This window comes from Duganella radicis (assembly GCF_009720825.1).
In the GTDB taxonomy this organism is placed as follows: domain Bacteria; phylum Pseudomonadota; class Gammaproteobacteria; order Burkholderiales; family Burkholderiaceae_D; genus Rugamonas; species Rugamonas radicis.
The window spans coordinates 55,101-80,084 of sequence record NZ_WNKY01000013.1 but is presented as its reverse complement, the minus strand read 5'-3'; the positions used below and the strand labels follow the sequence as shown (position 1 = coordinate 80,084).

Sequence of the window (24,984 nt, the reverse complement as noted above, 5' to 3'; positions counted from 1 at the left end):
TCGCACGTTCAATTGAGATTTCACAGCAAGGCGGCACCATGCAAAAACGATAACCCCGCCAATTTCGCTTGACGGCTGCGGCGGGGATCGCTTACATTCTAGGAATGATCTCGCATCTGCACCTATCCGCTTTCCTGCTATCGCCTGCCAGCGCCCTATCGCTAGCAGCGCGTCTACTAGCACGCGTTTAATCCGCGTCTCTGTTGTACCCCTCGTGCCGGCCACAAGCCGCACCAGTCTTCAAAATCCAGGAAAGTTGTACCGATGCTCACCATGACTACGGCCATCCATGCTCCATCCCGCACCGGCGATTCGTTCGCGCTGCCGGCTGGCGCACGTGTGCTGTCGACGCTACTGCTAAAACTACCGATCGGTTGCCGCGCCTAGCGCCCCGTGGTAGCACGGCAGCCCCTCCGCCACAGTAGCGCCAGCACACCCACGCCGGCATCTAAAAATTCAGAATCCAGGAGCATTACCATGATGTTGCAGAACCCTTCGACCAAATACCGCGCCTTCCCCGCCGTCCAACTCACCGACCGTACCTGGCCGAACGCCGTCATCGCCAAACCGCCGATCTGGATGAGCACCGACCTGCGCGACGGTAACCAGGCGCTGATCGAGCCGATGAGCATCGAGAAAAAGCTGCGCATGTTCGACCTGCTCATCAAGATCGGCCTGAAGGAAATCGAAGTGGGCTTCCCATCGGCCTCGCAAACCGACTTCGATTTCGTGCGCAAGCTGATTGAAGAGAAGCGCATTCCGGACGACGTCACCATCATCGTGCTGACCCAGTCGCGCGATGAGCTGATCCGCCGCACCGTGGAATCCTGTGTCGGCGCCAAGCGCGCCATCGTCCACCTGTATAACTCGGTGGCGCCGGTGTTCCGCAAAGTGGTGTTCGGCATGTCGCGTGAAGAGATCACCAACATCGCCACCACCGGCGCCAGGCTGGTGAAGGAACTGACCAAGCAGCATCCGGACACCGACTGGGGCTACGAGTACACCCCGGAATCCTTCTCCACCACGGAGCTGGACTTCTCCAAGCATATCTGCGACGCCGTCATCGCCATCTTTGAGCCGACCCCGAACAAGAAGATGATCATCAATCTGCCATCGACCGTGGAATGCAGCACTCCTAACGTCTACGCCGACCAGATCGAATGGATGTCGCGCAAGCTGACCCGCCGCGATTCGCTGATCATCTCGGTCCACCCGCACAACGATCGCGGCACCGCCGTCGCCTCGGCCGAACTGGCCGTGATGGCCGGCGCCGACCGTGTGGAAGGCTGCTTGTTCGGCAATGGCGAACGCACCGGCAACGTCGATCTGGTGACCCTCGCACTGAACCTGTACACGCAAGGCGTACACCCAGGCCTGGACTTCTCCGACATCGACGAAGTGCGCAAAGTGGTTGAAGAATGCAATCAGCTGCCAGTGCATCCACGTCACCCATACGTGGGCGACCTGGTATTCACCGCCTTCTCCGGCTCGCACCAGGACGCGATCAAGAAAGGCTTCGCCAAGCAGGAAGCCGGCGCGATCTGGGAGATCCCTTACCTGCCGATCGATCCGCAAGACCTGGGCCGCAGCTACGACGCCGTCATCCGCGTCAACAGCCAGTCGGGCAAGGGCGGCATGTCCTACCTGCTCGAACAGGATTACGGCCTGGTGCTGCCACGCCGCCTGCAAATTGAGTTCAGCCGCGCGGTGCAGCAAGTGGCCGACCAGACCGGCCTTGAAATCACTGCCGAAGGCATCTACAACATCTTCAGCAAAGAGTACTTCGAGCAGAACGCGCCGTACGCCTACCAGTCGCACAAAATGGTGGAAGACACCAGCAGCGACGAGCCGGTGCAGATCGATATCGCCCTGATGCATCGCGGCGCGCCATTGGCGCTGCAAGGCGGCGGCAACGGTCCGATCGACGCCTTCGTCGACGCACTGGGCCTGGACATCAAACTGATGGACTACCACGAGCACTCGATCGGCTCGGGCGCCAACGCCAAGGCGGCCTGCTATGTTGAACTGCGCCTGGCCAACGGCCCGACCTTGTTCGGCGCGGCCACCGACAGCAACATCCTGACCGCGTCGTTCAAGGCCGTGCTGAGCGCCATCAATCGCCAGCTGGCGCGCACTGACACGGCCCAGGCACAAGGCAAAGTAGCAGCTTAAAAGCCAACCCTGCGGACGGGATATTCGTCCCGTCCGCACAACATCCCTCGGAAGTCCCATCCCGCAGTGCAGCATTAATCGCTATACTGGTTTGACGTTTGTCCAAAACGGAACCCGTATGAAATTCTCAAATCTAAAAATAGGCGCCCGCCTCGGCCTGGGCTTCGGCGTAGTATTGCTCCTGATGGCCGTGTTGATCGCCATCGGCCTGCAAAGGCTCGGCAGCATCGACAACCTCAATCGCACCATCATCGACGAGGACTGGGTGAAAGCCGAAGCGGCGGCCACCGTCAGCACCACCACCCGCGCCAACTCCGCGCTCACGCTGGAACTGTTCACCACCGAGACGCCCGCGCGCACCGAGCAGATTCGCGCCGAGATGGACGCCAACAAAAAGACCATCACCAACGCGCTCGATACCTTGGACAAGCTGCTCGTCACCAGCGAAGGCAAGGCCCTGCTGGCGCGCATCCGTGCCGAGCGCCAGGCCTACGTCGGCTCCTTCTCGCAAGTCGGCAAGATGCTGGCGGACGGCCAACGCGACCCTGCCCTCGCCCATCTGCGCGCCGACATGCTGCCCAAGCTCACCAGACTGCAAGCCAGCGTGCGCGAATTGAACGAGATGCAGAAAACCGCCGTCAATCAGAACGGCGAATTGGTCAAGCAGGATATCTCGATGGCGCGCCAGACCATGGCCTGGCTGGGCGTGGTGGCGCTGGGACTGGGGCTGGCGTTCGCGTGGCGCGTCACGCACTCCATCACCGCGCCGATCGGCACCGCGCTGCAAGTGGCGCGCGCCGTCGCCGCCGGCGATCTGACCCGCAACATCGACAGCAAGCACCGTGACGAGATGGGCCAGCTGCTGCAAGCGCTGGGGCAGATGAACAACAGCCTCGCCAACATCGTCGGCCGGGTGCGCAGCGGCACCGGCGCGATCAACACGGCGTCGGCGGAAATCGCCAGCGGGAATATGGACCTGTCTTCGCGCACCGAACAACAAGCCAGCTCGCTGGAAGAAACCGCGGCGTCGATGGAGGAACTCACCAGCACCGTCAAGCAGAACGCCGCCAATGCGCATCAGGCCAACGTGCTGGCGCAATCGGCCGCCGAAGTGGCACAGCGCGGCGGCGCGGTGGTGGCGCAAGTGGTGGATACCATGAACGCCATCAACGACTCATCGCGCAAGATTGTCGATATCATTACCGTCATCGACGGCATCGCCTTCCAGACCAATATTCTGGCGCTGAACGCGGCGGTGGAAGCGGCGCGCGCCGGTGAACAGGGACGCGGCTTCGCCGTGGTGGCCACCGAGGTGCGCACGCTGGCGCAGCGCTCGGCCGCCGCCGCCAGGGAGATCAAGGCCCTGATCGACGATTCGGTCGACAAGGTGGCGGCCGGCGCGCAGCTGGTCGATCTGGCCGGCAGCACCATGAACGAGGTGCAGGACAGCGTGCGCCGCGTGACGCAGATCGTCGGCGAAATCACGCAAGCCAATCACGAACAGACCAGCGGCATTGAGCAAATCAATATCGCCATCAGTCAGATGGACCAGGTCACGCAGCAGAACGCGGCGCTGGTGGAGCAAGCCGCCGCCGCTACCGCCACCATGCAGGACCAGGCCGGGGAGTTGAATCAGGTGGTCAGCCAGTTCCGTCTCAGCGCCTGAACGCCCGGACGCGCCGGCAGCCGCGCGTCACGCCTTGCTGGCGCCGGACATTTTTGCATGGCCTCTCCGCAGCCGGAGCCACATATGCGCTAACGCGCCAGGCGGATGCCGGTGAATTGCCAGCGCGCGCTGGCCGGGAAAAAGTTGCGGTAACTGGCGCGCGCATGGCCTTCCGGCGTGGCACTCGACGAGCCACGCAGCACGTACTGGTTCAACATGAACTTGCCGTTGTACTCGCCCAGCGCGCCCTCCGCCGCCGCGAAGCCGGGATACGGCGAGTAGCTGCTGCTGGTCCACTGCCAGCAGTGGCCGAACATCTGCCGCAGCCCCGCCGCATCTCCGGCGCCGGCCGGATGCAGCGAGCCGGTTTCGATGGCCGCCTGCGCGTGGATGGCGGCGTACTCCCATTCCGCTTCGGTCGGCAGGCGCGCGCCCGCCCAGTGGGCGTATGCATCCGCCTCGTACAGCGAGATATGCGTGACCGGCCGGTTCAGGTCCAGCGGCTGGCCACCATGCAGCGTAAATTCCTGCCACGTGCCCTTCTCATCCTGATACCAATAAATCGGCGCGCGCAGGTTCTGCACGCGCACCCAATCCCAGCCCTCGGCCAGCCACAGCGCCGCATTGGCGTAACCACCGGCGTTGATGAAGGCCAGATACTCGCCATTCGTTACCAACCGCGAAGCCAGTGCAAACGGCGCCACATACTGCTTGTGGCGCGGCAGTTCGTTATCGAAGCAGAAGCCATCGCCCCGATGGCCGATGCCGGTCAGTCCGCCCTCCAGCGCCAGCCACTCCAGCGGAGCGGCGGCGGCGGCCGGCGCCAACGGCACATCAAGATAGGCAGGCCGCAGCAGGCTTTGCGCCAGCAAGTGCTTGACGTCGGTGAGCATCAACTCCTGGTGCTGCTGCTCGTGCTGCATGCCCAGCGTGACCAGCGCCGCCAGTTCCGCATCCGGCACGCCGGCCAGCAGCCGCGCCATGCGTGCATCGACGTTGGCGCGATACGCGCGCACCTCCGCCATCGAAGGCCGCGTCAACAAACCACGCTGCGCGCGCGGATGTTTTTCGCCAATGCCGTTGTAGTAGGAGTTGAACAAAATCCGGAACGCCGGATGGAACGGCGCAAAACCCTGTTCCATGCGTTCCAGGATAAACGTCTCGAAGAACCAAGTGGTATGCGCCAGATGCCATTTGATCGGACTTGCATCCGGCATCGATTGCGCACCGCAGTCCTCGTCGGACAGCGGCTCGCTCAGCATCAGCGTGTGTTTGCGTACGGCCTTGTAGCGGTCATGTAATGGATTCATCATCCTCAAATAACCCGGGCGTGAATGACGGCGAACCAGTTATCGTCATCGGTCCACACGCGCGTGGTGGCAAAGCCAGCCCGCTCCAGCAGATTGACGAAGGACTGGCGCGTGTACTTGTAGCTGTCTTCAGTGTGTATGCGTTCGCCGCGCGCGAAATCGCGTTCGCCGCCGCGCCAGTTCACCGTCAACGGGCAGCGCGCTTCCAGATGCATCTCGATGCGGCTATGCTCGAAGTCGAAGAACGCCACATGCTTCCACTGCTCGACATCGAAATCCGCCCCCGCAAGGTGGTTCAGGTGGCGCAGCATGTTCAGATTAAAGGCACCTGTCACGCCCAGCGCGTCGTCATACGCCGCGTCCAGTACCGCATGATCCTTGATCAGGTCCACGCCGATCAGCAGTCCGCCGTCCGGCCCCGCGTTGGCGCGCAGCCCGCGCAGGAAGTCCACCGCCTGCGTTGGCGAGAAATTGCCGATCGAGGAACCGGGATAAAAGAAAACGCGGCGCCCGGCATGCACACTGTCCGGCAGCGCAAAGCCGTTGGAAAAATCCAGTCCCAGCGCGGTCATCTCGATGTGCGGGAAACGCTGCTGCAATTGCGCCACGGCGCCGAGCAGGAAGTCGCGCGAAATATCGACCGGCACGTACTGCGCCGGTTGCAACAAGGGGAACAGCGACGCCGCCTTGGCGCAATTGCCCGCCCCCAGATCGATCAGCGTGGCGCCGGAGCCGATGACATGCGCCATGTCGCCGCCATAGGCCTTGAAGATGGCGGCCTCGGTGCGGGTGGGATAATACTCGGGCAGCTCGCAGATCGCTTCAAACAATTTGGAGCCGAGGGCGTCGTACAGGAATTTGGGCGAGGTATGCGCCTTGGCGGCCAGCAGGCCGGCGCTGATTTCGGCGACCACCTCGGCGCTGCCATGGGCGGGCCTCTGCTGCGGCGGCGTGCTGCTGTCAAGAGGCGACACAACACGAATCGCCGGGGAGCGGGACATATGCATAAGATGCTCTGCCTTTATTCAGAGGACCGTCGGTAGAGGTGATTTTTGCTATGATAGCTGAATATCCAAGTTTGCAGCGCTGTACTAAAAGTTCCGTGCGTCTTTTCACACTCAAGGGCAATCAACAATGAAAATCTCCCTCAAATCCGTTCTCGCCGCCGGCATGATGCTGGCCGCTTCCTGGTCCCACGCCCAATCGGCCGACCACGTGTTCCGCGTGTCCGCCATCCCGGACGAAGCGCCGACCGAATTGCAGCGCAAGTTCAAGCCGCTGGGCGAATATCTGGAGAAGAAGATCGGCATGAAGGTCGAGTTCACCCCGGTGACCGACTACGCCGCCTCGGTGGAGGCCCTGATCAACAAAAAGGTGGACATGGTCTGGTTCGGCGGCTTCACCTTCGTGCAGGCCAACGACCGCAGCAAGGGCCAGATCACGCCGCTGGTGCAGCGCGCCGAAGACGAAAAATTCCGCTCGGTGTTCGTCACCACCAACAAGGGCATCAACAGCCTGAATGACCTCAAGGGCAAGACCCTGAGCTTCGGCTCCGAGAGCTCCACCTCGGGCCACCTGATGCCGCGCTACTACCTGCTGCAAGCGAAGATCAATCCGGACACCGATCTGAAACGCATCGCCTTCTCCGGCGCGCACGACGCCACCGTGGCCGCCGTTGCGGGCGGCAAGGTCGATGCCGGCGCGCTGAACATCTCGGTGTGGGAAAAGCTGGTGGAAGCCAAGAAGGTCGATCCAGCCGTGGTGCGCGTGTTCTACACCACGCCCGGCTACTACGACTACAACTGGTCGGTGCGCAGCGACATGAACGCGGATCTGAAGAAAAAGCTGACCGACGCCTTCCTCGCGCTGGACATCAACAAGCCGGAAGACAAGGCCATCATGGACCTGCAACGCACCGTCAAGTTCATCCTGACCAAGGCCGACAACTACAAGAACATCGAAGCCGCAGCCAAGAACGCCGGCCTGCTGAAGTAATCCCGTAATGCCGACTTACCAACTGCAAAACCTCACCGTGCGCCACCTCGGCGCGCGGTCGTCGGCCGCGCTGCAAGCGATTAACCTGACCGTGGAACAGGGCGAGCAACTGGCCCTGATCGGCCCTTCGGGCGCCGGCAAGACTACCTTGCTGGCGACCCTGTCCCTGTCGCACCAACCGGCCGAAGGCAGCTTCCACGCTTTCGATACCGATCCGTGGACGCTGGGCGAAGCGGCGCGTCACCGCCTGCGCGCGCAGTTGTTCCTGGCGCCGCAAACGCCACCACTGCCGCCGCGCCAGCGCGTGGTGACGGCGGTGCTGGCCGCGCGCCTGCCGCAATGGAGTGTGTGGCGCGCGCTGGCCTCGCTGTTCAAGCCCGCCGACCCCGAAGCCGCGTGGCAGGCGCTGTCACGCTTCCATCTCGGTGACAAACTGTATTCCCGCGTCGACCGCCTGTCCGGCGGTGAACGCCAGCGCTGCGGACTGGCGCGCCTGCTGCTGTCGCCAGCCAGGGCGCTGCTGGTGGACGAGCCGCTGTCGGCGCTCGATCCGGCGCTGTCCGAACTCACTCTCACCACACTGCGCGAAGAAGCCACGGCGCGCAAGGCCACGCTGATTTGCAGCCTGCACCAGGTGGACCTGGCGCTGAGCCACTTCCCGCGCATCGTCGCCCTGCGCGACGGCCGCATCGAATTCGACCTGCCGCGCGAGCAGGTCACGCCGCAGATGATCGCCGCCCTGTATCAGGGCGAACAACCCGCCGCCAGCAAGCCGCAGCATGACGACGCCATGGCGGTCAGGCTGGGCGTGGGCGCTTGCCTGTAATGGCGGCGCAGCTTCCTCCCCCCGGCGGCGGCGACGCGCCCGACGCCCGTACCACGCAAGGCGCCCCAGGTGTGAGCGACGCACGCGGTGCATCCGGCGGGTACGCCGCCGCCATTCGCCGCGATCCCGCCCTGCGCGGCCGCCTGCTGGCGTGCGCGGTCGCGCTGCTGATCCTGTGGCCCACGCTGGTGATCACCGAATTCAAACCGTGGATACTGTTCGACCAACAAAGCCTGGCCGCCACCGGCCGCTTCCTGGCCGACTTCCTCACGCCCGCGCACAGCGCCGAGTTCCTGGAGATGCTGCTGCGCGAAACCTGGAACACCGTGGCCATCGCCACCGCAGGCCTGACGCTGGCCCTGCTGGGGGCCATCCCCGCCACGCTGATCATCAACGAACAACTGTCGATCTCCGCGCTCGGCACCGGCCGCATGCGGCCCATCGCGCGCATGCTGCGGCAAGCGGTGCGCTGGCTGCTGGTACTGCTGCGCTCCGTGCCGGAACTGGTGTGGGCGCTGCTGTTCGTACGCATCGTCGGCCTCGGGCCGACCGCCGGCGTGCTGGCGATCGCCCTCACCTACTGCGGCATGCTGGGCAAGGTCTACGCCGAAATCCTCGAATCGTCAGACGCCCACGCCAGCGACACCCTGCTGGCCAACGGCAGCGGGCGGCTGGCCGCGCTGCTGTACGGCGTGCTGCCGGAAGCCGCGTCGGAGCTGATGTCCTACACCGTCTACCGCTGGGAGTGCGCGATCCGCGGCTCGGTGGTGATGGGCTTTGTCGGCGCCGGCGGCCTGGGCCAGCGCATGGATGAATCGCTGAAAGCCCTCAACGGCGCGGAAGTCGCATCGATGCTACTGGTGTTCGTGGCACTGGTGGCCTTGGCCGACCAGTTCTCCAAAGTCCTGCGGAGGCGCCTCGGATGAACCCTATGCCCAAGCCACCGCGCCGCGACTGGACCATCATCGTACTGATGGCCATGCTGGCCGCGCTGATTGTCGCCAGCTTCGCCGCGTTGCCATTGAAGTGGCGCGAATTCTTCACTGTGGAAGCCATCAACAGCAGCCTCGAACTGCTGGCCGGCTTTGCGCCGCCGGAGACCGGCCTGCCCTTCCTCACCAAGACCTTCCAGGCCACGCTGGAAACGCTGGCCATGTCCGGCCTCGGCACCCTGCTGGCCGTGATCCTCGGCCTGGCCTTCTCGCTGCCGGCGTCGGGCCGTTTCGGCGCCGCGCCGCGCGCCGCCGTGCGCGCGCTGCTCAACGTGCTGCGCTCGATTCCTGAACTGGTGTGGGCCTCCATCATGCTGATCGCCGCCGGCCTTGGCCCGCTGGGCGGCACGCTGGCGCTGGCCGCGCACACCGCCGGTGTGCTGGGCCGCCTGTTTGCCGATTCGCTGGAAAACGCCGCGCCGCTGCCGGAACAAACCCTGCGCACCAACGGGGCCAGCGCCGGCGCGGCCTTCTTCTACGCCACACTGCCGCAAACCCTGCCGCAGATGATGTCCTACACCCTGTACCGCTGGGAGAACAACATCCGCGCCGCCGCCATCCTGGGCGTGGTGGGCGCCGGCGGCCTGGGTCAGATGTTGAAGTACCACCTGTCGCTATTCCAGATGCCGCTGGCCGCCACCGTCATCATCGCCATGCTGCTGCTGGTGGCGCTGGTCGATGGCATCAGCTTTGCCATGCGCCGCGCGCTGACACGTTAAGGGCGATAATGCTTGAACTACGCAACCTCTCCAAATCCTATGGCGGCCGTGCCGTGCTGGACCACTTGTCATGGAACTTCAAGGCCGGTGAATTCGTCGCCATCATGGGCGACTCCGGCGTCGGCAAATCGACGCTGCTCAACCTGATCGCCGGCCTCGATACGCCGGATGCCGCGCCGGGCGAATCGCCCATCATCGTCGACGGCATCCCCATGTCCGGCCTCGACGACGATGCCGCCACCAAACTGCGGCGCGCGCGCATGGGCTTCATCTTCCAGGCCTTCCACGTGCTGCCGCACCTGACGCTGCTGCAAAACATCGCCCTGCCGCTGCTGCTGAATGGTTTGTCCACGACACGCGCGGAAGAAATGCTGGAAGCGGTCGGCCTCGGCGGACGTGGCCATGACTTCCCCCATCAGATTTCCGGAGGGCAAATGCAACGCGTGGCCATCGCCCGCGCGCTGGTGCACCGCCCGGCCTTGGTGCTGGCCGATGAACCAACTGGTAACTTAGATCCTGATACCGCCGACGCCATCCTGACACTGTTGCAGCGCGAAATTAAAGCGACCGGCGCCTGTGCCATCATGGTGACACATTCGCAACTTGCTGCCAAAAAGACAGACAAAATCCTACATTTATCCGGCAACCGGTTACAAGAAACAACAATCGTCAAGCCGTTTGAGCAATAACTAACATAATTTATTTGTCAAACCCTGCACTTTTTTTTTAACCGTAGTATTATTGAAATTAACTTGCATGGTTATCAAGAATGTTGAGTCGCGTACCACATTCGGACCAGAAAGATGTGGGCGCTAGCCTTGCCGGGAAACGTACTTTAATTAACGTTTAGAGCAAAGGAGGAGCAAACCATGAACGTACGGCAAAAGAAGCTGGAACTGATCGAAGCCATGAATCGTGCGCGGGCGCTGGAGCCATCCAGTTTTGTCCCAAACAAGCTTCTTGACACTTTGATCGAAAAGATGAACTTGAAGAACGATGCAGAGTTGTGTCGGGTGTTGGAAGTTCAACCGCCGATCATCAGCAAGATCCGCCACCGGAAGTTGGCAGTTGGTGCGACGATCCTGCTGCGTATGCACGAAAAATCAGATATCAGCATCCGCGAGCTGAAAGATCTGTCCACCGCGTCTATGCATTGATCGGCCTAGCTCATCATGCCATGCCAGGCGCCGGCATGCGGTATCCGGCGCCCTTTAAGCAGCGCCTTTAGCGACCAGCCCAAACCCCGCTGATCCCGCTAATCCTCTTAGCATTTCTCGTATTTCCAATTCCTTGACTTGCCCTCGGCGATCCACTCGACGGCTTGCTCGCGCCTGCGCGTGCGGGTGGCTTCGGTCTTCGCTTCGGTCAGCCACTCGGCGTAGTCGCGCTGCTTGCTCGGGCTGAAGGCGTCGAAGTGCTGGCGCGCGGCCGGCACCGCGTCCAGCGCGGCGTTCAGGTCATCGGGAATCTCCAGCGCGCGCGGCGTGGCCGGCTTGACGCGGGCCGGGGCGGCGACGCCGTCGTCATTCAGCTTCATGGCCTGCTTGATGTACCCGGCCAGCACCTTCTTCGACGGCAGATCCTTGATCGACGTGATGCGGCCGAAGTGGCCCATGGCCTCGCGCTTGACGTCATCGTCCGCCATCAGCAGTTCCGCCTTCCAGAAGCCGAAGGCGCAATGCGCCTTGAAGGACGCCATGCTGCACATCATGCCCTTGTACATAAAGTGCGGGAAGCTCCACTTCATGGTCTCCTCCACCTCGGGACAGGCGGCGTGCACCACCGCGCGCAGGTGTTCGAGAATGGGCTGCGCGAAGTCGGCGGACTTGGCGATGTAGGCGTCGACGCGCGGATCGGTGCTGGGCATAGGGCTCTCTTCAAAAATATTCCGGCTGATTCGCCGCCAGCTCGGCCTCGAACTTGCTGGCTTTGTCGAACAGCGCGAAGCCAGGCGCCAGGCGGCGGCCTGTGTCCCAGCAGCGCCAGGCACGCGGGCTATCGTACTGCATCAGAAGCATCTCGCCCAGATCCTTGTAGACTCCACCCAACACCGGACTGGCCTGCAAAGCCTCGATGGAAAGCTGGGTGGCCTCCTTCACCTGCTTCATGCGGGCGCGCCGGCCAGCCTCGAATACCTTGAGCACATACGCCTTGCGCGGCGCCTGCGGACGCAAGGCGGCCAGCGTTTTCACGGCCTCCGCGTCATCCTTGTCGGGATTGAGGGCGGTGAACAGCAGCTTCACGGACGGCGATGCCTGCACGGCCTGCTTCAGCTGCGGCGTCATCGACAGCGGCGTGCCATTACTGAGCGTGCATTCCAGCTTGCTCAGCACCGTGTCGAGCAGCTGCTCCGGGCTGGTATCGTCGCCGATGTCACACGGGTATTGCTTGCGTAGCGCCGCCAGCTGCTGCGGCGTCATCGCCGCCAGGCTATTCAGCACGCCGTCGATGCCGTTTCCGCCCTGCTCCAACGCATACGGCTTGAGGTCATAAGGGCGCGGCGCCACGGTCTGCACCGCGCTGACGTCCAGGCTCACGCTGCGGCCGCCGCTGACAAAGAAAGTGATCTGCTGCGGGATCGTGCCGCCCTTGGCCAGCATATCGAGCAATTGCGGATGGCCACCCTCGGCGTAGCGCAGGAAGCGCGCGAACTGCGCGGCGTCGGCCGCCGCGACCTTGGTGCCGGCTTCGCTCCAACTGGCCAGCTTGACGCCGCCGATGGAGAAGCTCCGCAGACCAGTGCCATCCTTTTCCTCGACCACGCCCGGCGCGCCGGCCAGCAGCGACAGTTCGTTTTCCTGCGCCGGCATTGGCAGCGCGGGCGCATCGGCTTTGGCCGCGCCCAGCGCGCCCTGCAAAACGCGCCGGTTATGCATTTCCACCACCCGGAAGCCCACCACGTCGTACAGCGAGTAGTCGACATACTCCTTGCTCGCGGTGTTGATGGCGTAGCGCCGCCGCGTTTTAAAATCATAGATCATGCGCCCCTTGGGCGTATCGATCGCCAGGTAACTACCGGCCAGCGTCACATCCATTTGCGTGGCGCTTTCCTGGACGACGGCGCTGACATGCAGGCTGATATCCGCCATTGCCGGCGGTGCCGCCAGCGTCAGCAATGCCGGAAGAATGAGAGTAGCGAGGCGCATGGGAAGTCTCCCCAAAAAATCCATCATAGATGAAAGCCCGCGCGCGCTTGTAACATTTCGTAGCACGATACACATGGCCCATATACGAAACGCCGGAATCTGGCATATGCTGCAAGCTATGCATACTCTTCCTATCGTTCGCTGCGTGGCGGCCTTGCTGCTGCTGGCCGGTTGCGCCGCCACGCCCACGCCACCGGCGCCGCCGGCGGACCCGGTGACCCTCAGCCGCGCGCTGGACCGCGTCAGTTGGGGCGTCAACCTGACGACCTATCGGCAGGCCGAGAAGATCGGCTATGACGCCTGGCTGGAACAACAGCTGCGTCCCGGTCCGGCCGTGCTGCCGGCCGCCGCCCAGGCCCAGATCGATGCCATGACCATCTCGCAAAAGCCCTTGCCGCAGCTGGTGCAGGAACTGGAACAGCAGCGCCGCGATTACGACAAGGCCATGGTCGACGACGACGCCAAAAAAGCCGCGCAACGCGCCTACCAGCAGGAGCTGAACCGCCTGGCGAAAGAAGCAGCCACCCGCTCGCTGCTGCGCGACCTGTACTCGCCCAACCAGTTGCAAGAACAGATGACCTGGTTCTGGATGAATCACTTCAGCGTCCATCAAGGCAAGAGCAATCTGCGGGTGCTGGTGAGCGACTACGAAGAACAGGCCATCCGCCCGCGCGCGCTGGGCAAGTTCCGTGATCTGCTGGCGGCCACGCTGCGCCATCCGGCCATGATCCGCTACCTGGACAACGAACAGAATGCCGCCAACCGTATCAACGAAAACTACGCGCGCGAAATCATGGAGCTGCACACGCTGGGCGTGGACGGCGGCTACTCGCAGAACGACGTGCAGCAGCTGGCGCGCATCCTCACCGGCGTTGGCGTCAACCTCACCGACAAGACGCCCAACGTCCGCAAGGACAAGCAGGACCAGTACCTGCGCCACGGCCTGTTCGAGTTCAACCCCAACCGCCACGACTACGGCGACAAGGTGTTCCTCGGCCAGCCGGTGAAAGGCCGCGGCCTGGCCGAGGTGGATGAAGCGCTGGACCGCCTGTGCCGCCATCCCGCCACCGCGCGCTACGTCAGCCGCAAGCTGGCGGTCTACTTCGTGGCCGACGAACCGCCGCCGCAGCTGGTGGAACGCATGGCCGCGCGCTTCCAGTCCAGCGACGGCGATATCGCCGCCGTGCTGCGCCTGATGTTCACCTCTCCCGAGTTCACGCAATCGCTGGGCCATAAATTCAAGGACCCGGTGCACTACGTGGTGTCCGCCGTGCGCCTGACCTACGACGATAAAGTCATCCTCAACACCGGCCCGATGCTGAACTGGCTCAATCGCATGGCCGAACCGCTGTACGGCCGCCAGACGCCGGACGGCTACCCGCTCACCGAATCCGGCTGGGCCAGTCCGGGCCAGATGACCACCCGCTTCGAAATCGCCAAAGCCATCGGCGGCGGCGCGGCAGGCCTGTTCAAGAGCGAGGGCGCGCAGCCGCTGGAAAAGCCGGCCTTCCCGCAGCTGCAAAACGCGCTGTACTACCAGTCGCTGAAAACCGCGCTGGCGCCGGCCACGCAGCAGGCGCTGGAACAAGCCACCTCGCCGCAGGAATGGAACACCTTGTTCCTGTCGTCGCCGGAAATGATGCACCGCTAGGAGAAGCACCATGAAACGCCGCACCCTGCTCAAATCACTGGCCGCGTTGCCGGCGGCCGCCTGCGCCGGCCAGCTGTGGGCCGCCCCGGCCAGCAAAACGCGCCTGCTGTTCGTCTTCATGCGCGGCGGCTACGATGCGGCCAGCCTGCTGGTGCCCATCTCCAGCCAGTACTACTACGAGGTACGGCCCAACATCGCCATCGCCAAAAGCACGGCGCTGCCGCTGGATGCCAACTGGGGCCTGCACCCCGCCCTGCGCGACACCATTCATCCGCTGTTCACGGCTGGCGAAGCGGCCTTCGTGCCGTTTGCCGGCACCGAAGACCTGTCGCGCAGTCACTTTGAAACGCAGGACAGCATCGAACTCGGACAGGCATTGGACCGCAAGCGCGACTACCGCTCCGGCTTCCTCAACCGCCTTGCGGCCACGCTGAACGCAGACCGCGCCAGCGCCATCTCCTTCACCGACCAGCTGCCGCTGATCATGCAAGGCGGCCTGCAAGTGCCCAACACCGCGCTGCGCAACGTCGCCAAGCCGGCGGTCGACGCGCGCCAGGCCAGGATGATCGCCGCCATGTACCAGGGCACCGCGCTGGCGCAGCCGGTGCGCGATGGCTTCACCGTGCGCGAAGACGTCATGAAGGACATGATCGGCGAGATGGATGCCGCCAACCGCAACGCCATCACCGCCAAGGGCTTCGAGCTGGAAGCGCGCCGCATCGCCCGCGTGATGAAGGAGCGCTACAACATCGGCTTCGTCGACGTCGGCGGCTGGGACACCCACGTCGGCCAGGGTAACGCCAGCGGCTACCTCGCCAACCGGCTGGAAGAACTGGGCAAGGGCCTGGCCGGCTTCGCGCAGGAGATGGGGCCGGACTGGAAGGATACGGTGGTGATCGTGGTGAGTGAATTCGGCCGCACCTTCCGCGAGAACGGCAATCGCGGCACCGACCATGGCCACGGCAGCGTGTACTGGGTGCTGGGCGGCGGCATCAACGGCGGCAAGGTGCGCGGCGAGCAGGTGCGGCTGGAGCAGCCCACGCTGTTCCAGAACCGCGACTACCCGGTGCTGAACGAATACCGCGCCCTGTTCGGCGGCCTGCTGGCGCGCATGTACGGGCTGAATGCCGGACAAGTGGAAAAAATCTTCGGCACGCCGGGACGCGACCTCGGGCTGGTTTAGCGCCGGCCGGCGCCGTGCTGGTGCAACCAGGTGGTGGCGTCGTCCACCGCCAGCGCCGGCGTGTACAAGAACCCCTGGAAGGCGCCGCAGCCAGAGTCACTCAGGAACACCGCCTGCTCCGCGCTTTCCACCCCTTCCGCGATCACGTTCAGGCGCAGGTCCTGCGCCAACTTGATCACCATCTTGACCACGGCATTGGCATCGTCGCTGCTCGGCACGTCACGCAGGAAACTCTTGTCCAGCTTGATGGTGCTGACCGGCAGCGCGCGCAGATAGCTGAGCGAGGAATAGCCGGTGCCAAAATCGTCCAGCGCCACCATGATGCCGCGCGCGCGCAAGTGCTCGATGATCTGGCTGCCGCTGCGTTCCAGCTCGATGGCGTCGCGCTCGGTCAACTCCACCTCCACCGCTTCCGCCGGCAGCTGGAACGCGCCGAGCACGGTATCGAGCTGAGTCAGGTAATCGGCGCTTTGCAACTCCCTGGCGCAGGTGTTGATGCAGATGCGCACGCCGCTGATGCCGGCATCCAGCCAGCACCGCAATTGCGCGCAGGCGCGCCAGATCACGCCTTTGCCCAGCTCTGGCAGCAGTCCCAGCTCGCCGGCCAGGCTGATCACGTACTCCACCGGCTGCTGGCCAAGGAAGCCCGGCAGGCGCAGCAGCGCCTCCACGGCAATCACGCGGCCATCGGCCGCCAGGATGGGCTGGTACTCCATCCAGTAGCTGCCGTTGTGCAGCACGCGCCGTAGTTCATTGTGGTCGGCGTTCTTGCGGTGCGCCACCTCGTCCAGCTCCTCGGTGTAGTAGTGGAAGCGGTTGCGCCCGGCGTTTTTGGCGTGGTACAGCGCCAGATCCGCCTTCTTGAGCAGGGTGTCGGGCGTGGTGGCGTCCACCGGGCAGACGGCGATGCCGATGCTGGCGCTGATCTTGACCTCGCGGCCGTTGATCACGAAAGGCAGGGCCAATTCATGCAGCAGCTTTTCCGCCAGCACGCCGCCGCTGGACGGCGACGGCACATGCAGTTGCAGCAGCGCGAACTCGTCGCCGCCGAGGCGCGCCACGTAGTCGCTCTCGCGGCTGACGGCGCGGATGCGGCGCGCCGCCTGTTGCAGCAGCTGATCGCCGGCCTGGTGGCCCAGCGCGTCGTTGACCTCCTTGAACTGGTCCAGGTCGACCATCAGCAACAGCAGCAGCTGGCCGCTGCGCTCGGCCAGCGACACCATCTCCGAGCGGCGCGCGTCGAAGGCGGCGCGGTTGGCCAGCCCGGTCAGCACATCGATGGTGGCGAGGCGGCGCATCTCATCCTGCGCCAATTTGCGCTCGGTGATGTCGCGCAGCATTTTCAGATAGCCGATGATCTCGCCGCCGGCGTCGCGGATGGGCGTGAGCACGCCGTCGGCCCAGAAGTGCGACTGGTCCTTGCGCCTGTGCCAGCGGTAATCGGCGGCGCGATCGTACTGGCCGGCCTGCGCCATTTCCAGCCGGTGCTCGCCATCGCTTTCATCGCTGACGGTAAACAGTCCGCCCACGTCCTGGCCGATGATCTCTTCCGGCGTATAACCGAAGATCAGCTCGGCGCCGATGTTCCAGCTGTTGATCTTGCCATCCGCATCCATGGTGAAAATAGCGAAATCCCGCACATTCAGATAAATCTGCCGCAGCAGGATATCCGGGGCAAGACCGGGGGTGATTAAGTTGGTCAAAGGTGGAGTCATGGCGGTGCCCGCTTGGTCTAAACTGGTTAGACCGGACCTGCGCCGCTGAGTTCACCCGGCAGCCAGCAGACGCTGCCGCATGCGTTGCAGCGCGCGCATGAACAACTCGGGCTCGTCGGCCGCGCGCGCCAGCACCAGCGCGCCCTGGATGCCGCCCACCACATCCTCGGCCAGCGCGGCCGCGCCGGCGGCGTCGTGGCCGCCGCGCCGCAGGGCGGACGCCAGCGCCTGCACCCACTCGGCAAAATACGCTTGCACCTTGACGGCAAAACGGTCGCGCTCATGGCCCAGCGCGAACACACCCACCAGGCACACCTTGCGGCCGGAAAGGAAATAGCGGCCGACGGCGGTGAACATGTCGGCCACGCCCTGGCTGACGTCGGCCGCGTCGCGCAGCGGCTGGAACACCTGCCGGCGGAACCAGTCGTCGATCTCGGACAGCACGGCGTCCGCCATCTCCTCCTTCCCCCCGGGGAAAAAGTTATACATGCTGCCCTTGCCCAGGCCCGTCCCCTCGCTGATGCGCGCCAGGCTGGCGCCTTCAAAACCGTAGGTACGGAACACTTCGGCCAACAGCGGCACGACGTCGCGCCGCTCTCCCATTACTCGTGGCATGTTTCAGAAACCAAAATCGCTTAATCCCGGATGGTCAGCCGGGCGCGGGGCGTTGATATCCCAGTGGAACTTGCGGTCGGCGGCGGCGATCGGGTGTTCATTGATGCTGGCCAGGCGGCGCTGCATCAGGCCGTCTTGCGCGAACTCCCAGTTCTCGTTGCCGTAGGCGCGGTACCACTGGCCGGAATCGTCATGGTATTCGTAGGCGAAGCGGACTGCAATGCGGTTGCCGTCGTGCGCCCACAATTCCTTGATCAGGCGGTACTCCAACTCGCGCGTCCATTTGCGCTTGAGCAGGCCGATGATGTCGGCGCGGCCGGTGACGAATTCGCCGCGATTGCGCCAGTAGCAATCCTCGGTGTAGGCCAGCGCCACCTGTTCTGGGTTGCGGCTGTTCCAGCCATCTTCGGCGGCGCGGACTTTCCGGGCGGCGGTTTCAAGGGTGAACGGCGGCAGTGGGGGACGGCTCATGATGATTTCCTTTTTTAAGTTGTACCAAACGGTACAATCACTTTAAACCGCTGGCGGCGCGGATGCAAGCAAAATTTTTTAATCGCGGATGAGCCGGACCGTGCCGGTGACGCCGCCGTCGTCCAGGTCCAACCCGACCAAGCCGGCCTCCTCCAGCAAAGTGAGCTGGCGGCGCAGTACACTCATCGGCAGGCCAGCCCGCTTGCTCAGCCTGGCCAGCGAGCACGGCTTGTCCGGCCACTCGGCTTCGATCCTGGCCAGCGCCTCCAGCAAGGCGGCCAGGGCGGCCATCACCTCATCATCCATGGGGACACATCACTTAGTTGAAAATGCAATATACTCGCAGAAAATATTACCGGACCGCAACATGAACAAAAAGCCCGAAACCGGCCACATCGAACCTTACACCCATCCGGCCGCCGGCTGGGGAGCATTGAAACAGGTGGCCATCAACCTGGTGCGCGAGCGCGTCGCCGGCGGCAATTACAAGACCCTGCTCAAGCAAAACCAGCCGGATGGTTTCGACTGCCCGGGCTGCGCCTGGCCGGACCGCGAGCACGCGTCCACCTTTGAGTTCTGCGAGAACGGCGTCAAGGCGGTGGCGGCCGAGGCCACCAGCAAGCGCGTGACGCCGGCCTTCTTTGCCGCCCACACCGTCACCGAACTGCTGGAGCAATCGGACTACGAACTGGAACAGCACGGCCGCCTGACCGATCCCATGGTCTACGACGCCGCCAGCGACAAATACCAGGCGATCGAGTGGGACCAGGCCTTCGCGCTGATGGCGCGCCATCTGCAGGCCCTGCCCTCGCCCGACGCGGCCACCTTCTACACCTCCGGCCGCACCGGCAACGAGGCGGCCTTCCTGTTCCAGCTGTTCGTGCGCATGTACGGCACCAACAATTTCCCGGACTGCTCGAATATGTGCCACGAGCCGACCAGCCGCGGCCTGCCGGGCACGGTGGGCATCGGCAAGGGCACGGTCACGCTGGAGGATTTCGAGCACGCCGACACCCTGCTGATCTTCGGCCAGAACCCGGCCACCAACCATCCGCGCATGATGGGCGAATTGCGCGATTGCGCGCGCCGCGGCGCCACCATTGTCTCGATCAATCCGCTGCGCGAGCGCGGCCTGGAACGCTTCACCTCCCCGGCGCACGCGCTGGAAATGCTGACCGGATCGACCACGCATATCGCCTCGCTGTTCATCCAGCCCAAGCTGGCCGGCGACTTCGCCCTGATCAAGGCCATGGCCAAGCGGCTGGTGGAGCGCGACGACGAAGCGCTGGCGGCCGGCCAGGCCGGCCTGCTGGACCGCGAATTCATCGAACGCCACACCAGCGGCTACCCCGCGTTTGAAGCCGACCTGCGCGCCGAGAGCTGGGACGTGCTGCTACAGGAATCCGGTGTGCCGCGCGAACAGATCGAGCAGTTGACCGACATCTACATCAAGGGCAGGAACGTCATCAGCACCTGGGGCATGGGCCTGACCCAGCACAAGGGCGCGCTCAAGACCATCCAGATGCTGTCCAACCTGATGATGATGCGCGGCCAGATCGGCCGCAAGGGCGCGGGCCTGTGCCCGGTGCGCGGCCACTCCAACGTGCAGGGCGACCGCACCATGGGCATCGAGGAAAAGCCGACCAAGGCCTTCCTCGACCGCCTGCAAAAAGTATTCAATTTCGAACCGCCGCGCGAACATGGGCTGGACACGGTGGACAGCATCCAGGCCATGCTGGATGGCCGCGTCAAAGTGTTCATCGGCATGGGCGGGAATTTTGCGATGGCCACGCCGGACACCGCCCTCACCTTCGAGGCGCTGCGCCAATGCGCGCTGACCGTGCACGTCGCCACCAAGCTGAATCGCAGCCATCTGGTGCTGGGCAAGGAGGCACTGATCCTGCCAACGCTGGGCCGCACCGAGATCGACCTGCAAAACGGCGTGCCGCAAGGCGTGACGGTGGAAGACTCGATGAGCATGGTGCACCTGTCGTTCGGCATGAACAAGCCGGCCTCGGACAAGCTGCTGTCGGAAACCGCGATCGTGGCGAAGCTGGCGCACGCCACGCTGGGCAGCGGCAAGGTGGACTGGCTGGCGCTCGGCGCCGACTACGCCGCCATCCGCGAGCTGATTGAAAAAGTGTTCGACGACTTCCACGACTTCAATGCGCGCGTCGCGCATCCGGGCGGCTTCCACCTGCGCGTGGCCTCGCGCGAGCGCGAATGGCGCACCGCCAGCGGCCGCGCCCAGTTCGTGCCGCACGCGGTGGATCTGGACACGCCGATCCACCGCGCCCGCGCCCTGCATGGCGAGCGCCTGATGGTGCTGATGACCGCCCGTTCGCACGATCAGTACAACACCACCATCTACGGCCTGGACGACCGCTATCGCGGCGTATTCGGCCTGCGCCGCGTGGTCTTCATCAACCAGGATGACCTGGCGATGCTGGGCCTGAGGAATGGCGAATACGTGGACCTGGTGAGCGTGTGGGACGACAACGTCACGCGCCGCGCCGAGCGTTTCCTGCTGGTGGAATACGACATCCCGCGCGGCTGCCTGGGCGCCTACTTCCCCGAGACCAACGGCCTGGTGCCGCTGCACAGCACCGCCGACGGCGCCGGCACGCCGACCTCCAAGTCTATTCCGGTGCTGCTGGAGCGTTCGGCTCAGGCGGATACGTAATACGCAAGCCGTCGACGCGTGCGAAGGGCGTCAGTTTATGCGGACGCCGCTGGCGCGCGTCGATGATATCGTCGACCAGCACGCCACGCACCAGCAAGGCATCCGCCACCAGCGAGCGGTGACAACGCCACGGCACCGCCTCCGCGCACATCAGCGCGCAGCATTTGGTCTGGCCCAGCGCCACCACCTGCTCGACATTTTCCGCAAATTCCCCGGTCTGCATGTAATCGGCGTAGCCGCGAAATGACAGATTGCGCCAACCGCCATTGGGCGAATCCTTGTGCGCGCGCCGCAAGCCGCCCAGACCGCGCAGGTAGCGATATTCAATCCCCGCCTCAGCCAGCGAGGCCGAAAGCTGATCTTGCCCGAACTGCGGGTTATGGCGCGACTTCGGCACCGTCCGGATATCGATCAGACAGGCGATACCATTCTGCCGCAGCAGCCCGATGAAATCCTCGATGCCGCGGTTCGAATGGCCAATGGTGCAGACAAGTTCCATGCCCCATTCTGGCATGGACGCGGACCGGGCAGCGCACGAACCCTAGGTGTACTCGACGCAGCCGTCCTGGCGGCAGAAGCTCACCAGTTTCAACCCCGCTTCGGTGGCGATGTCGATGGCGAGGGTGCTGGGGGCGGAGATGGTGGCCAGCATGGGGATGTTCATGCGCGCGGCCTTGCGTACCAGTTCATAACTGGCGCGGCTGGACATGAAGACGAAGCCGTTTTGCATGTCGACGCCATCCAGCGCCAGATGGCCGATCAGTTTATCCAGTGCGTTGTGCCGGCCGACGTCTTCACAAACGCGCAGCACGTCGCCATCCGCGCCGCACCATGCCGCCGCGTGCACGCCGCCGGTGGCGCGTTGCAAGGCCTGATGCTGTCCCAGTTCGGCGGCGGCGCGGGCAATCGCCGGTTGCAGCGCCGTCCGCAAGGGCGCGGCTTCGATGCGTGGCGGCTGCAAATCCAGCAGTTCAAGACTCTCGATGCCGCACACGCCGCAGCCGCTGCGCCCCGCCATCGAGCGGCGCTGCTGCTTGAGCTGCACGAAGTCTTCGGTGGCGATGGTGATGTCGATTTCGAAGCTGCGCGCATGTTCGCGCACTTCGATGTCGAATACGTCCGCCGGCTTGGCCACCAACCCCTCGGTCAGCGCGAAGCCCATGGCAAACGGTTGCAGGTCACGCGGAGTGACCATCATGACGGCATGCGAGATGCCATTGAATACCAGCGCGACCGGCGCTTCCTCGATCACGCGGTCGGTGGTGCCAGCGGCGTCCGCACCGCGATGGCGCGTCACCGGGCGTTGCTGATAACCCGCCTTGTCCGACTCCAGCTCCAACTTCATCACAGCCCCGCAGAATAAGCACAACGGCTTATTCTACACGGGGCGGTGCGGAGGCGTTCAAGCCGCTTGCAGTTCGCCTACGCCGTAGTGACGGGCGTAGCGCGCATCCAGATTCGCCAGAGGCATCAGCAGGAACAGGTCGGCGCTTTCGAAATCAGGGTCCCAGGCCGGTTCGCCGCAGATCCAGGCGCCCGAGCGCATATAACCCTTCAACAGCGCCGGCACTTGCGGCTTCTGCGCCGCTTCCAGTTTCGAGAACGGGAACGGCAGGTGCGGCGTTACGCGGTATTCGATCGGCGCCAGGTTTTTGGCAGCCAGTTGCTGATACACCGCGACGGCATTGTGTCCACCATCCGCCAGCGAGATGCTGGCGCAGCCGACCAGGAACTCGGCGTTCTCGCGGCGCATGTACTCGGCCAGGCCGGACCACAGCAGCATGATCACGCTGCCGCCGCGATAGTCAGGGTGAATGCAGGCGCGGCCCGCTTCCACGATGCGGCCGCGGATGTTGTTCAGGCGGCCCAGATCGAACTCGCCTTCGGAATACAGGCGGCCCAGTTTGCGGGCGCGGGTGGCGTTCAGCAGGCGGTAGGTGCCAACCACCATCAGGGTATCGGCATCGCGCACGATCAGGTGATCGCAATGCTCGTCGAATTCGTCGCTGTCCAGGCCGTCGGCGCGTTCCAGCGCGCTCAAACCCATGGATTCGATAAAGACCTTGTAGCGCAGGCGCTGGACTTCGCGCAGTTCTTCCGGCGTGCTTGCCATACTGAGAACCAGCTTGCCGGACGTTGCTCGGACGTCGGCTTGTATGATCGAGGTTTGCATGCTTCATCCCTTTATTGTGGAAGACAAAGCAAGCGTAACCAGCGAATACTTCAAGAAAATGACAGTGAAATGTCATTTTCATGACATGTTGTTTTTTTTAATGCCCGGCCGCCGGCGCTACCCGGGTAAAGCTGGCGTCTTCATATTGGAGCGAGGCGATGCTGCCGTCGCTGGCCATGCCGAACACGAATTTGTCCCAGCCGCCCAGCCCTGTGCCCAGACGGGCGCGGAAGGTATCGTAGTGCCACTGTTCGAGGCGGCCCACCATCTCCGGCGATGAGCCCATGCGCAGCACCAGCCCTTCGCCCTCCAGCGTCACGCTGACATCGCCCCATGCCTGGTGGCGGTAGGTGCCGACATAATCGCCCAGCGGGTGGCTCGGTTTGGTGCCGGCGATGCGTTTGGCCTCCTCGGCCTCCTGTTTGGCGCGTTTTTCCTTTTTCAGGCCACCGTACAGGGCCAGCGCCTCGCCGTTCCAGTCGCGCGCCGGCGCGCCGGAGTACATGTCCAGCACTTTCCACATCAGCGCATGGCGGAATTCCGCGTGATCGAGGTTGCCGAACACGTAAACGCCCACTTTCGCATCCGGCAGCAGACCGACGATGGCGGTACGCCCGTTGGTGCTACCGGTGTGCATGGCGACGAACTGGCCGCGATAATCCTGCAAGAACCATCCCAGGCCGTAGGAGGTGAAGTGCGAGTTGGTCAGCGCGGTGGTCGGGTAGCCGAATTGCTCGCGCTGGATGGCCACCTGTGGCGTAAATAGTTCCTTGAAACCGGCCTCGCTCACCAGCTGCTTGCCGCCCGCCTTGCCATCGGCCAGCAGGAAGGCCAGCCATTTGCCGGCGTCGTGGGCGTTCGACCAGGCGGCGCCGGCGGCCGGCACGGTGTCGACCGAACTGTCGGCGATGGCGCGCACGGCACCGTCGATTTCGGCGTGCGGCACGGAGACGTTGGCTGGCGCGGCGGCCAGCATCGCGGTCATGGTGGCCGCGCTCTCGCTCATGCCCAACGGCTGCATGATGCGGGTGGTGATGAAGTCTTGCCAGCGCTGGCCGGAAACCGCCTCGATCACCTGCCCCGCGACCTGGTAGATCACGTTGTTATAGACGAAGTCCGAGCGCAGGGCCGCCGTGGCCTGCACATATTCCAGCCGCCGGATCACTTCCCTGGTGCTCATGTCTTCGCGCGCCCACAGGAAGTCGGCGTCCTGCACGCCGCTGGTATGACGCAGCGCGTCGCGCACGGTGGCATGCTCGGTCAGGTAGGCGTTCGGCAGGCGCAATCCCGGCAGGTGCTTGACGAGCGGATCATCCCAGGCCAGCTTGCCCTCGTCGACCAGCATGGCCAGCGCCAGCGCGGTCATGGCCTTGGTGGTCGACATCATGCCGAACATGGTATGGGCGTCGACCTTGCCCGGTTTGCCGATCTCGCGCAGGCCGAAGCCTTTTTCGTACACCACGCCCCTGCCGTTCACCACCACGATGGACAGGCCGGGAATCTGCCAGTCCTTCATGCCCCTGGCGATGAAGGTATCCAGCTCACGGCTCAAGACCGCATCGCTGGCGACGACCGCCGGCTTCTGGTCGGCGGTCGCCGCCTGCGCGGCGCCGCCCAACGCCAGCAGCAAGGCCAGCGTGACGTTCCTGCCGAGATCACGCATGACG

At 64.1% G+C, this 24,984-nt stretch carries 23 protein-coding genes; 11 read left to right on the top strand and 12 right to left on the bottom strand.

Annotated features, from left to right (window positions below):
* The first annotated feature begins 477 nt into the window (after nt 1-477).
* Nucleotides 478-2,172 carry a 2-isopropylmalate synthase gene (leuA, locus tag GM676_RS14055; RefSeq protein WP_155464243.1) on the top strand — a complete coding sequence of 565 codons (1,695 nt, stop codon included), beginning with the start codon at nt 478-480 and terminating at the stop codon, nt 2,170-2,172.
* Nucleotides 2,173-2,290: 118 nt separating this feature from the next.
* A complete protein-coding gene (locus GM676_RS14050; protein ID WP_155464241.1) occupies nt 2,291-3,838 on the top strand; it encodes a methyl-accepting chemotaxis protein in 1,548 nt (515 codons plus the stop codon).
* Nucleotides 3,839-3,927: 89 nt separating this feature from the next.
* On the opposite strand, the gene egtB is transcribed toward GM676_RS14050, so the two are convergent.
* Together egtB and egtD are read right to left on the bottom strand one after the other, a co-directional pair.
* Nucleotides 3,928-5,148 (bottom strand): ergothioneine biosynthesis protein EgtB, encoded by a 1,221-nt coding sequence (egtB, locus tag GM676_RS14045; RefSeq protein WP_229262680.1) that lies wholly within the window; start codon nt 5,146-5,148, stop codon nt 3,928-3,930.
* Between the two features lie 5 nt (nt 5,149-5,153).
* Entirely contained in the window at nt 5,154-6,062 is a 909-nt protein-coding gene (egtD, locus tag GM676_RS14040; protein WP_371866234.1) for an L-histidine N(alpha)-methyltransferase, read from the bottom strand.
* 220 nt (nt 6,063-6,282) lie between these two features.
* Between egtD and GM676_RS14035 the strand changes: the two genes are divergently transcribed.
* From GM676_RS14035 to GM676_RS14010, 6 genes are all read left to right on the top strand, one after another.
* Complete coding sequence (locus tag GM676_RS14035) at nt 6,283-7,143, top strand: putative selenate ABC transporter substrate-binding protein (protein WP_155464235.1); 861 nt, start codon at nt 6,283-6,285, stop codon at nt 7,141-7,143.
* Between the two features lie 7 nt (nt 7,144-7,150).
* Nucleotides 7,151-7,969 (top strand): phosphonate ABC transporter ATP-binding protein, encoded by an 819-nt coding sequence (locus GM676_RS14030; RefSeq protein ID WP_155464233.1) that lies wholly within the window; start codon nt 7,151-7,153, stop codon nt 7,967-7,969.
* Complete coding sequence (locus GM676_RS14025) at nt 7,969-8,895, top strand: PhnE/PtxC family ABC transporter permease (RefSeq protein ID WP_155464231.1); 927 nt, start codon at nt 7,969-7,971, stop codon at nt 8,893-8,895. Before GM676_RS14030 ends, GM676_RS14025 begins: the two co-directional genes overlap by 1 nt.
* Before the next feature lie 5 nt (nt 8,896-8,900).
* Nucleotides 8,901-9,680: a phosphonate ABC transporter, permease protein PhnE gene (phnE, locus tag GM676_RS14020; RefSeq protein WP_229262679.1), complete on the top strand. Its 780-nt coding sequence runs from the start codon at nt 8,901-8,903 to the stop codon at nt 9,678-9,680.
* A gap of 8 nt (nt 9,681-9,688) precedes the next feature.
* Nucleotides 9,689-10,369, top strand: a complete 681-nt coding sequence (locus GM676_RS14015; RefSeq protein ID WP_155464227.1) for an ABC transporter ATP-binding protein — start codon at nt 9,689-9,691, stop codon at nt 10,367-10,369.
* A gap of 180 nt (nt 10,370-10,549) precedes the next feature.
* Nucleotides 10,550-10,837, top strand: coding sequence for a hypothetical protein (locus GM676_RS14010; protein WP_008447145.1), 288 nt, complete (start codon nt 10,550-10,552; stop codon nt 10,835-10,837).
* A 107-nt stretch (nt 10,838-10,944) separates the two neighbouring features.
* Here the strand turns inward: GM676_RS14010 and GM676_RS14005 are convergent, their stop codons facing one another.
* Nucleotides 10,945-11,547 (bottom strand): YdeI/OmpD-associated family protein, encoded by a 603-nt coding sequence (locus tag GM676_RS14005; protein WP_155464225.1) that lies wholly within the window; start codon nt 11,545-11,547, stop codon nt 10,945-10,947.
* A 10-nt stretch (nt 11,548-11,557) separates the two neighbouring features.
* Nucleotides 11,558-12,826, bottom strand: a complete 1,269-nt coding sequence (locus GM676_RS14000) for a hypothetical protein (RefSeq protein ID WP_155464223.1) — start codon at nt 12,824-12,826, stop codon at nt 11,558-11,560.
* Between the two features lie 118 nt (nt 12,827-12,944).
* Between GM676_RS14000 and GM676_RS13995 the strand changes: the two genes are divergently transcribed.
* Both GM676_RS13995 and GM676_RS13990 read left to right on the top strand, forming a co-directional pair.
* Nucleotides 12,945-14,477 (top strand): DUF1800 domain-containing protein, encoded by a 1,533-nt coding sequence (locus tag GM676_RS13995; protein WP_155464221.1) that lies wholly within the window; start codon nt 12,945-12,947, stop codon nt 14,475-14,477.
* A gap of 10 nt (nt 14,478-14,487) precedes the next feature.
* The gene (locus GM676_RS13990; RefSeq protein ID WP_155464219.1) at nt 14,488-15,660 is read left to right on the top strand and encodes a DUF1501 domain-containing protein; all 1,173 of its coding nucleotides are present in this window, start codon (nt 14,488-14,490) and stop codon (nt 15,658-15,660) included.
* Here the strand turns inward: GM676_RS13990 and GM676_RS13985 are convergent.
* The 4 genes from GM676_RS13985 to GM676_RS13970 form a co-directional block, all read right to left on the bottom strand.
* The gene (locus tag GM676_RS13985) at nt 15,657-17,363 is read right to left on the bottom strand and encodes a putative bifunctional diguanylate cyclase/phosphodiesterase (RefSeq protein ID WP_170304295.1); all 1,707 of its coding nucleotides are present in this window, start codon (nt 17,361-17,363) and stop codon (nt 15,657-15,659) included. The two genes, GM676_RS13990 and GM676_RS13985, sit on opposite strands and share 4 nt — an antisense overlap.
* A gap of 63 nt (nt 17,364-17,426) precedes the next feature.
* Nucleotides 17,427-17,990 (bottom strand): TetR/AcrR family transcriptional regulator, encoded by a 564-nt coding sequence (locus GM676_RS13980; protein WP_155464215.1) that lies wholly within the window; start codon nt 17,988-17,990, stop codon nt 17,427-17,429.
* 3 nt (nt 17,991-17,993) lie between these two features.
* Nucleotides 17,994-18,461 carry a nuclear transport factor 2 family protein gene (locus GM676_RS13975; protein ID WP_155464213.1) on the bottom strand — a complete coding sequence of 156 codons (468 nt, stop codon included), beginning with the start codon at nt 18,459-18,461 and terminating at the stop codon, nt 17,994-17,996.
* Between the two features lie 78 nt (nt 18,462-18,539).
* Complete coding sequence (locus GM676_RS13970) at nt 18,540-18,767, bottom strand: helix-turn-helix domain-containing protein (RefSeq protein WP_155464212.1); 228 nt, start codon at nt 18,765-18,767, stop codon at nt 18,540-18,542.
* Between the two features lie 61 nt (nt 18,768-18,828).
* Here GM676_RS13970 and GM676_RS13965 point away from each other — a divergent pair, with 61 nt between their 5' ends.
* The gene (locus GM676_RS13965) at nt 18,829-21,144 is read left to right on the top strand and encodes an FdhF/YdeP family oxidoreductase (RefSeq protein WP_155464211.1); all 2,316 of its coding nucleotides are present in this window, start codon (nt 18,829-18,831) and stop codon (nt 21,142-21,144) included.
* Here GM676_RS13965 and GM676_RS13960 read toward each other — a convergent pair.
* The 4 genes from GM676_RS13960 to GM676_RS13945 form a co-directional block, all read right to left on the bottom strand.
* Complete coding sequence (locus tag GM676_RS13960; protein ID WP_211923228.1) at nt 21,101-21,643, bottom strand: DUF488 domain-containing protein; 543 nt, start codon at nt 21,641-21,643, stop codon at nt 21,101-21,103. The genes GM676_RS13965 and GM676_RS13960 overlap by 44 nt on opposite strands.
* A gap of 42 nt (nt 21,644-21,685) precedes the next feature.
* Nucleotides 21,686-22,489, bottom strand: coding sequence for a formate dehydrogenase accessory sulfurtransferase FdhD (gene fdhD, locus GM676_RS13955; RefSeq protein WP_155464209.1), 804 nt, complete (start codon nt 22,487-22,489; stop codon nt 21,686-21,688).
* A gap of 57 nt (nt 22,490-22,546) precedes the next feature.
* Nucleotides 22,547-23,317: a GNAT family N-acetyltransferase gene (locus GM676_RS13950; RefSeq protein WP_155464208.1), complete on the bottom strand. Its 771-nt coding sequence runs from the start codon at nt 23,315-23,317 to the stop codon at nt 22,547-22,549.
* Between the two features lie 97 nt (nt 23,318-23,414).
* A complete protein-coding gene (locus GM676_RS13945) occupies nt 23,415-24,980 on the bottom strand; it encodes a serine hydrolase (protein ID WP_155464207.1) in 1,566 nt (521 codons plus the stop codon).
* Nucleotides 24,981-24,984: the final 4 nt, after the last annotated feature.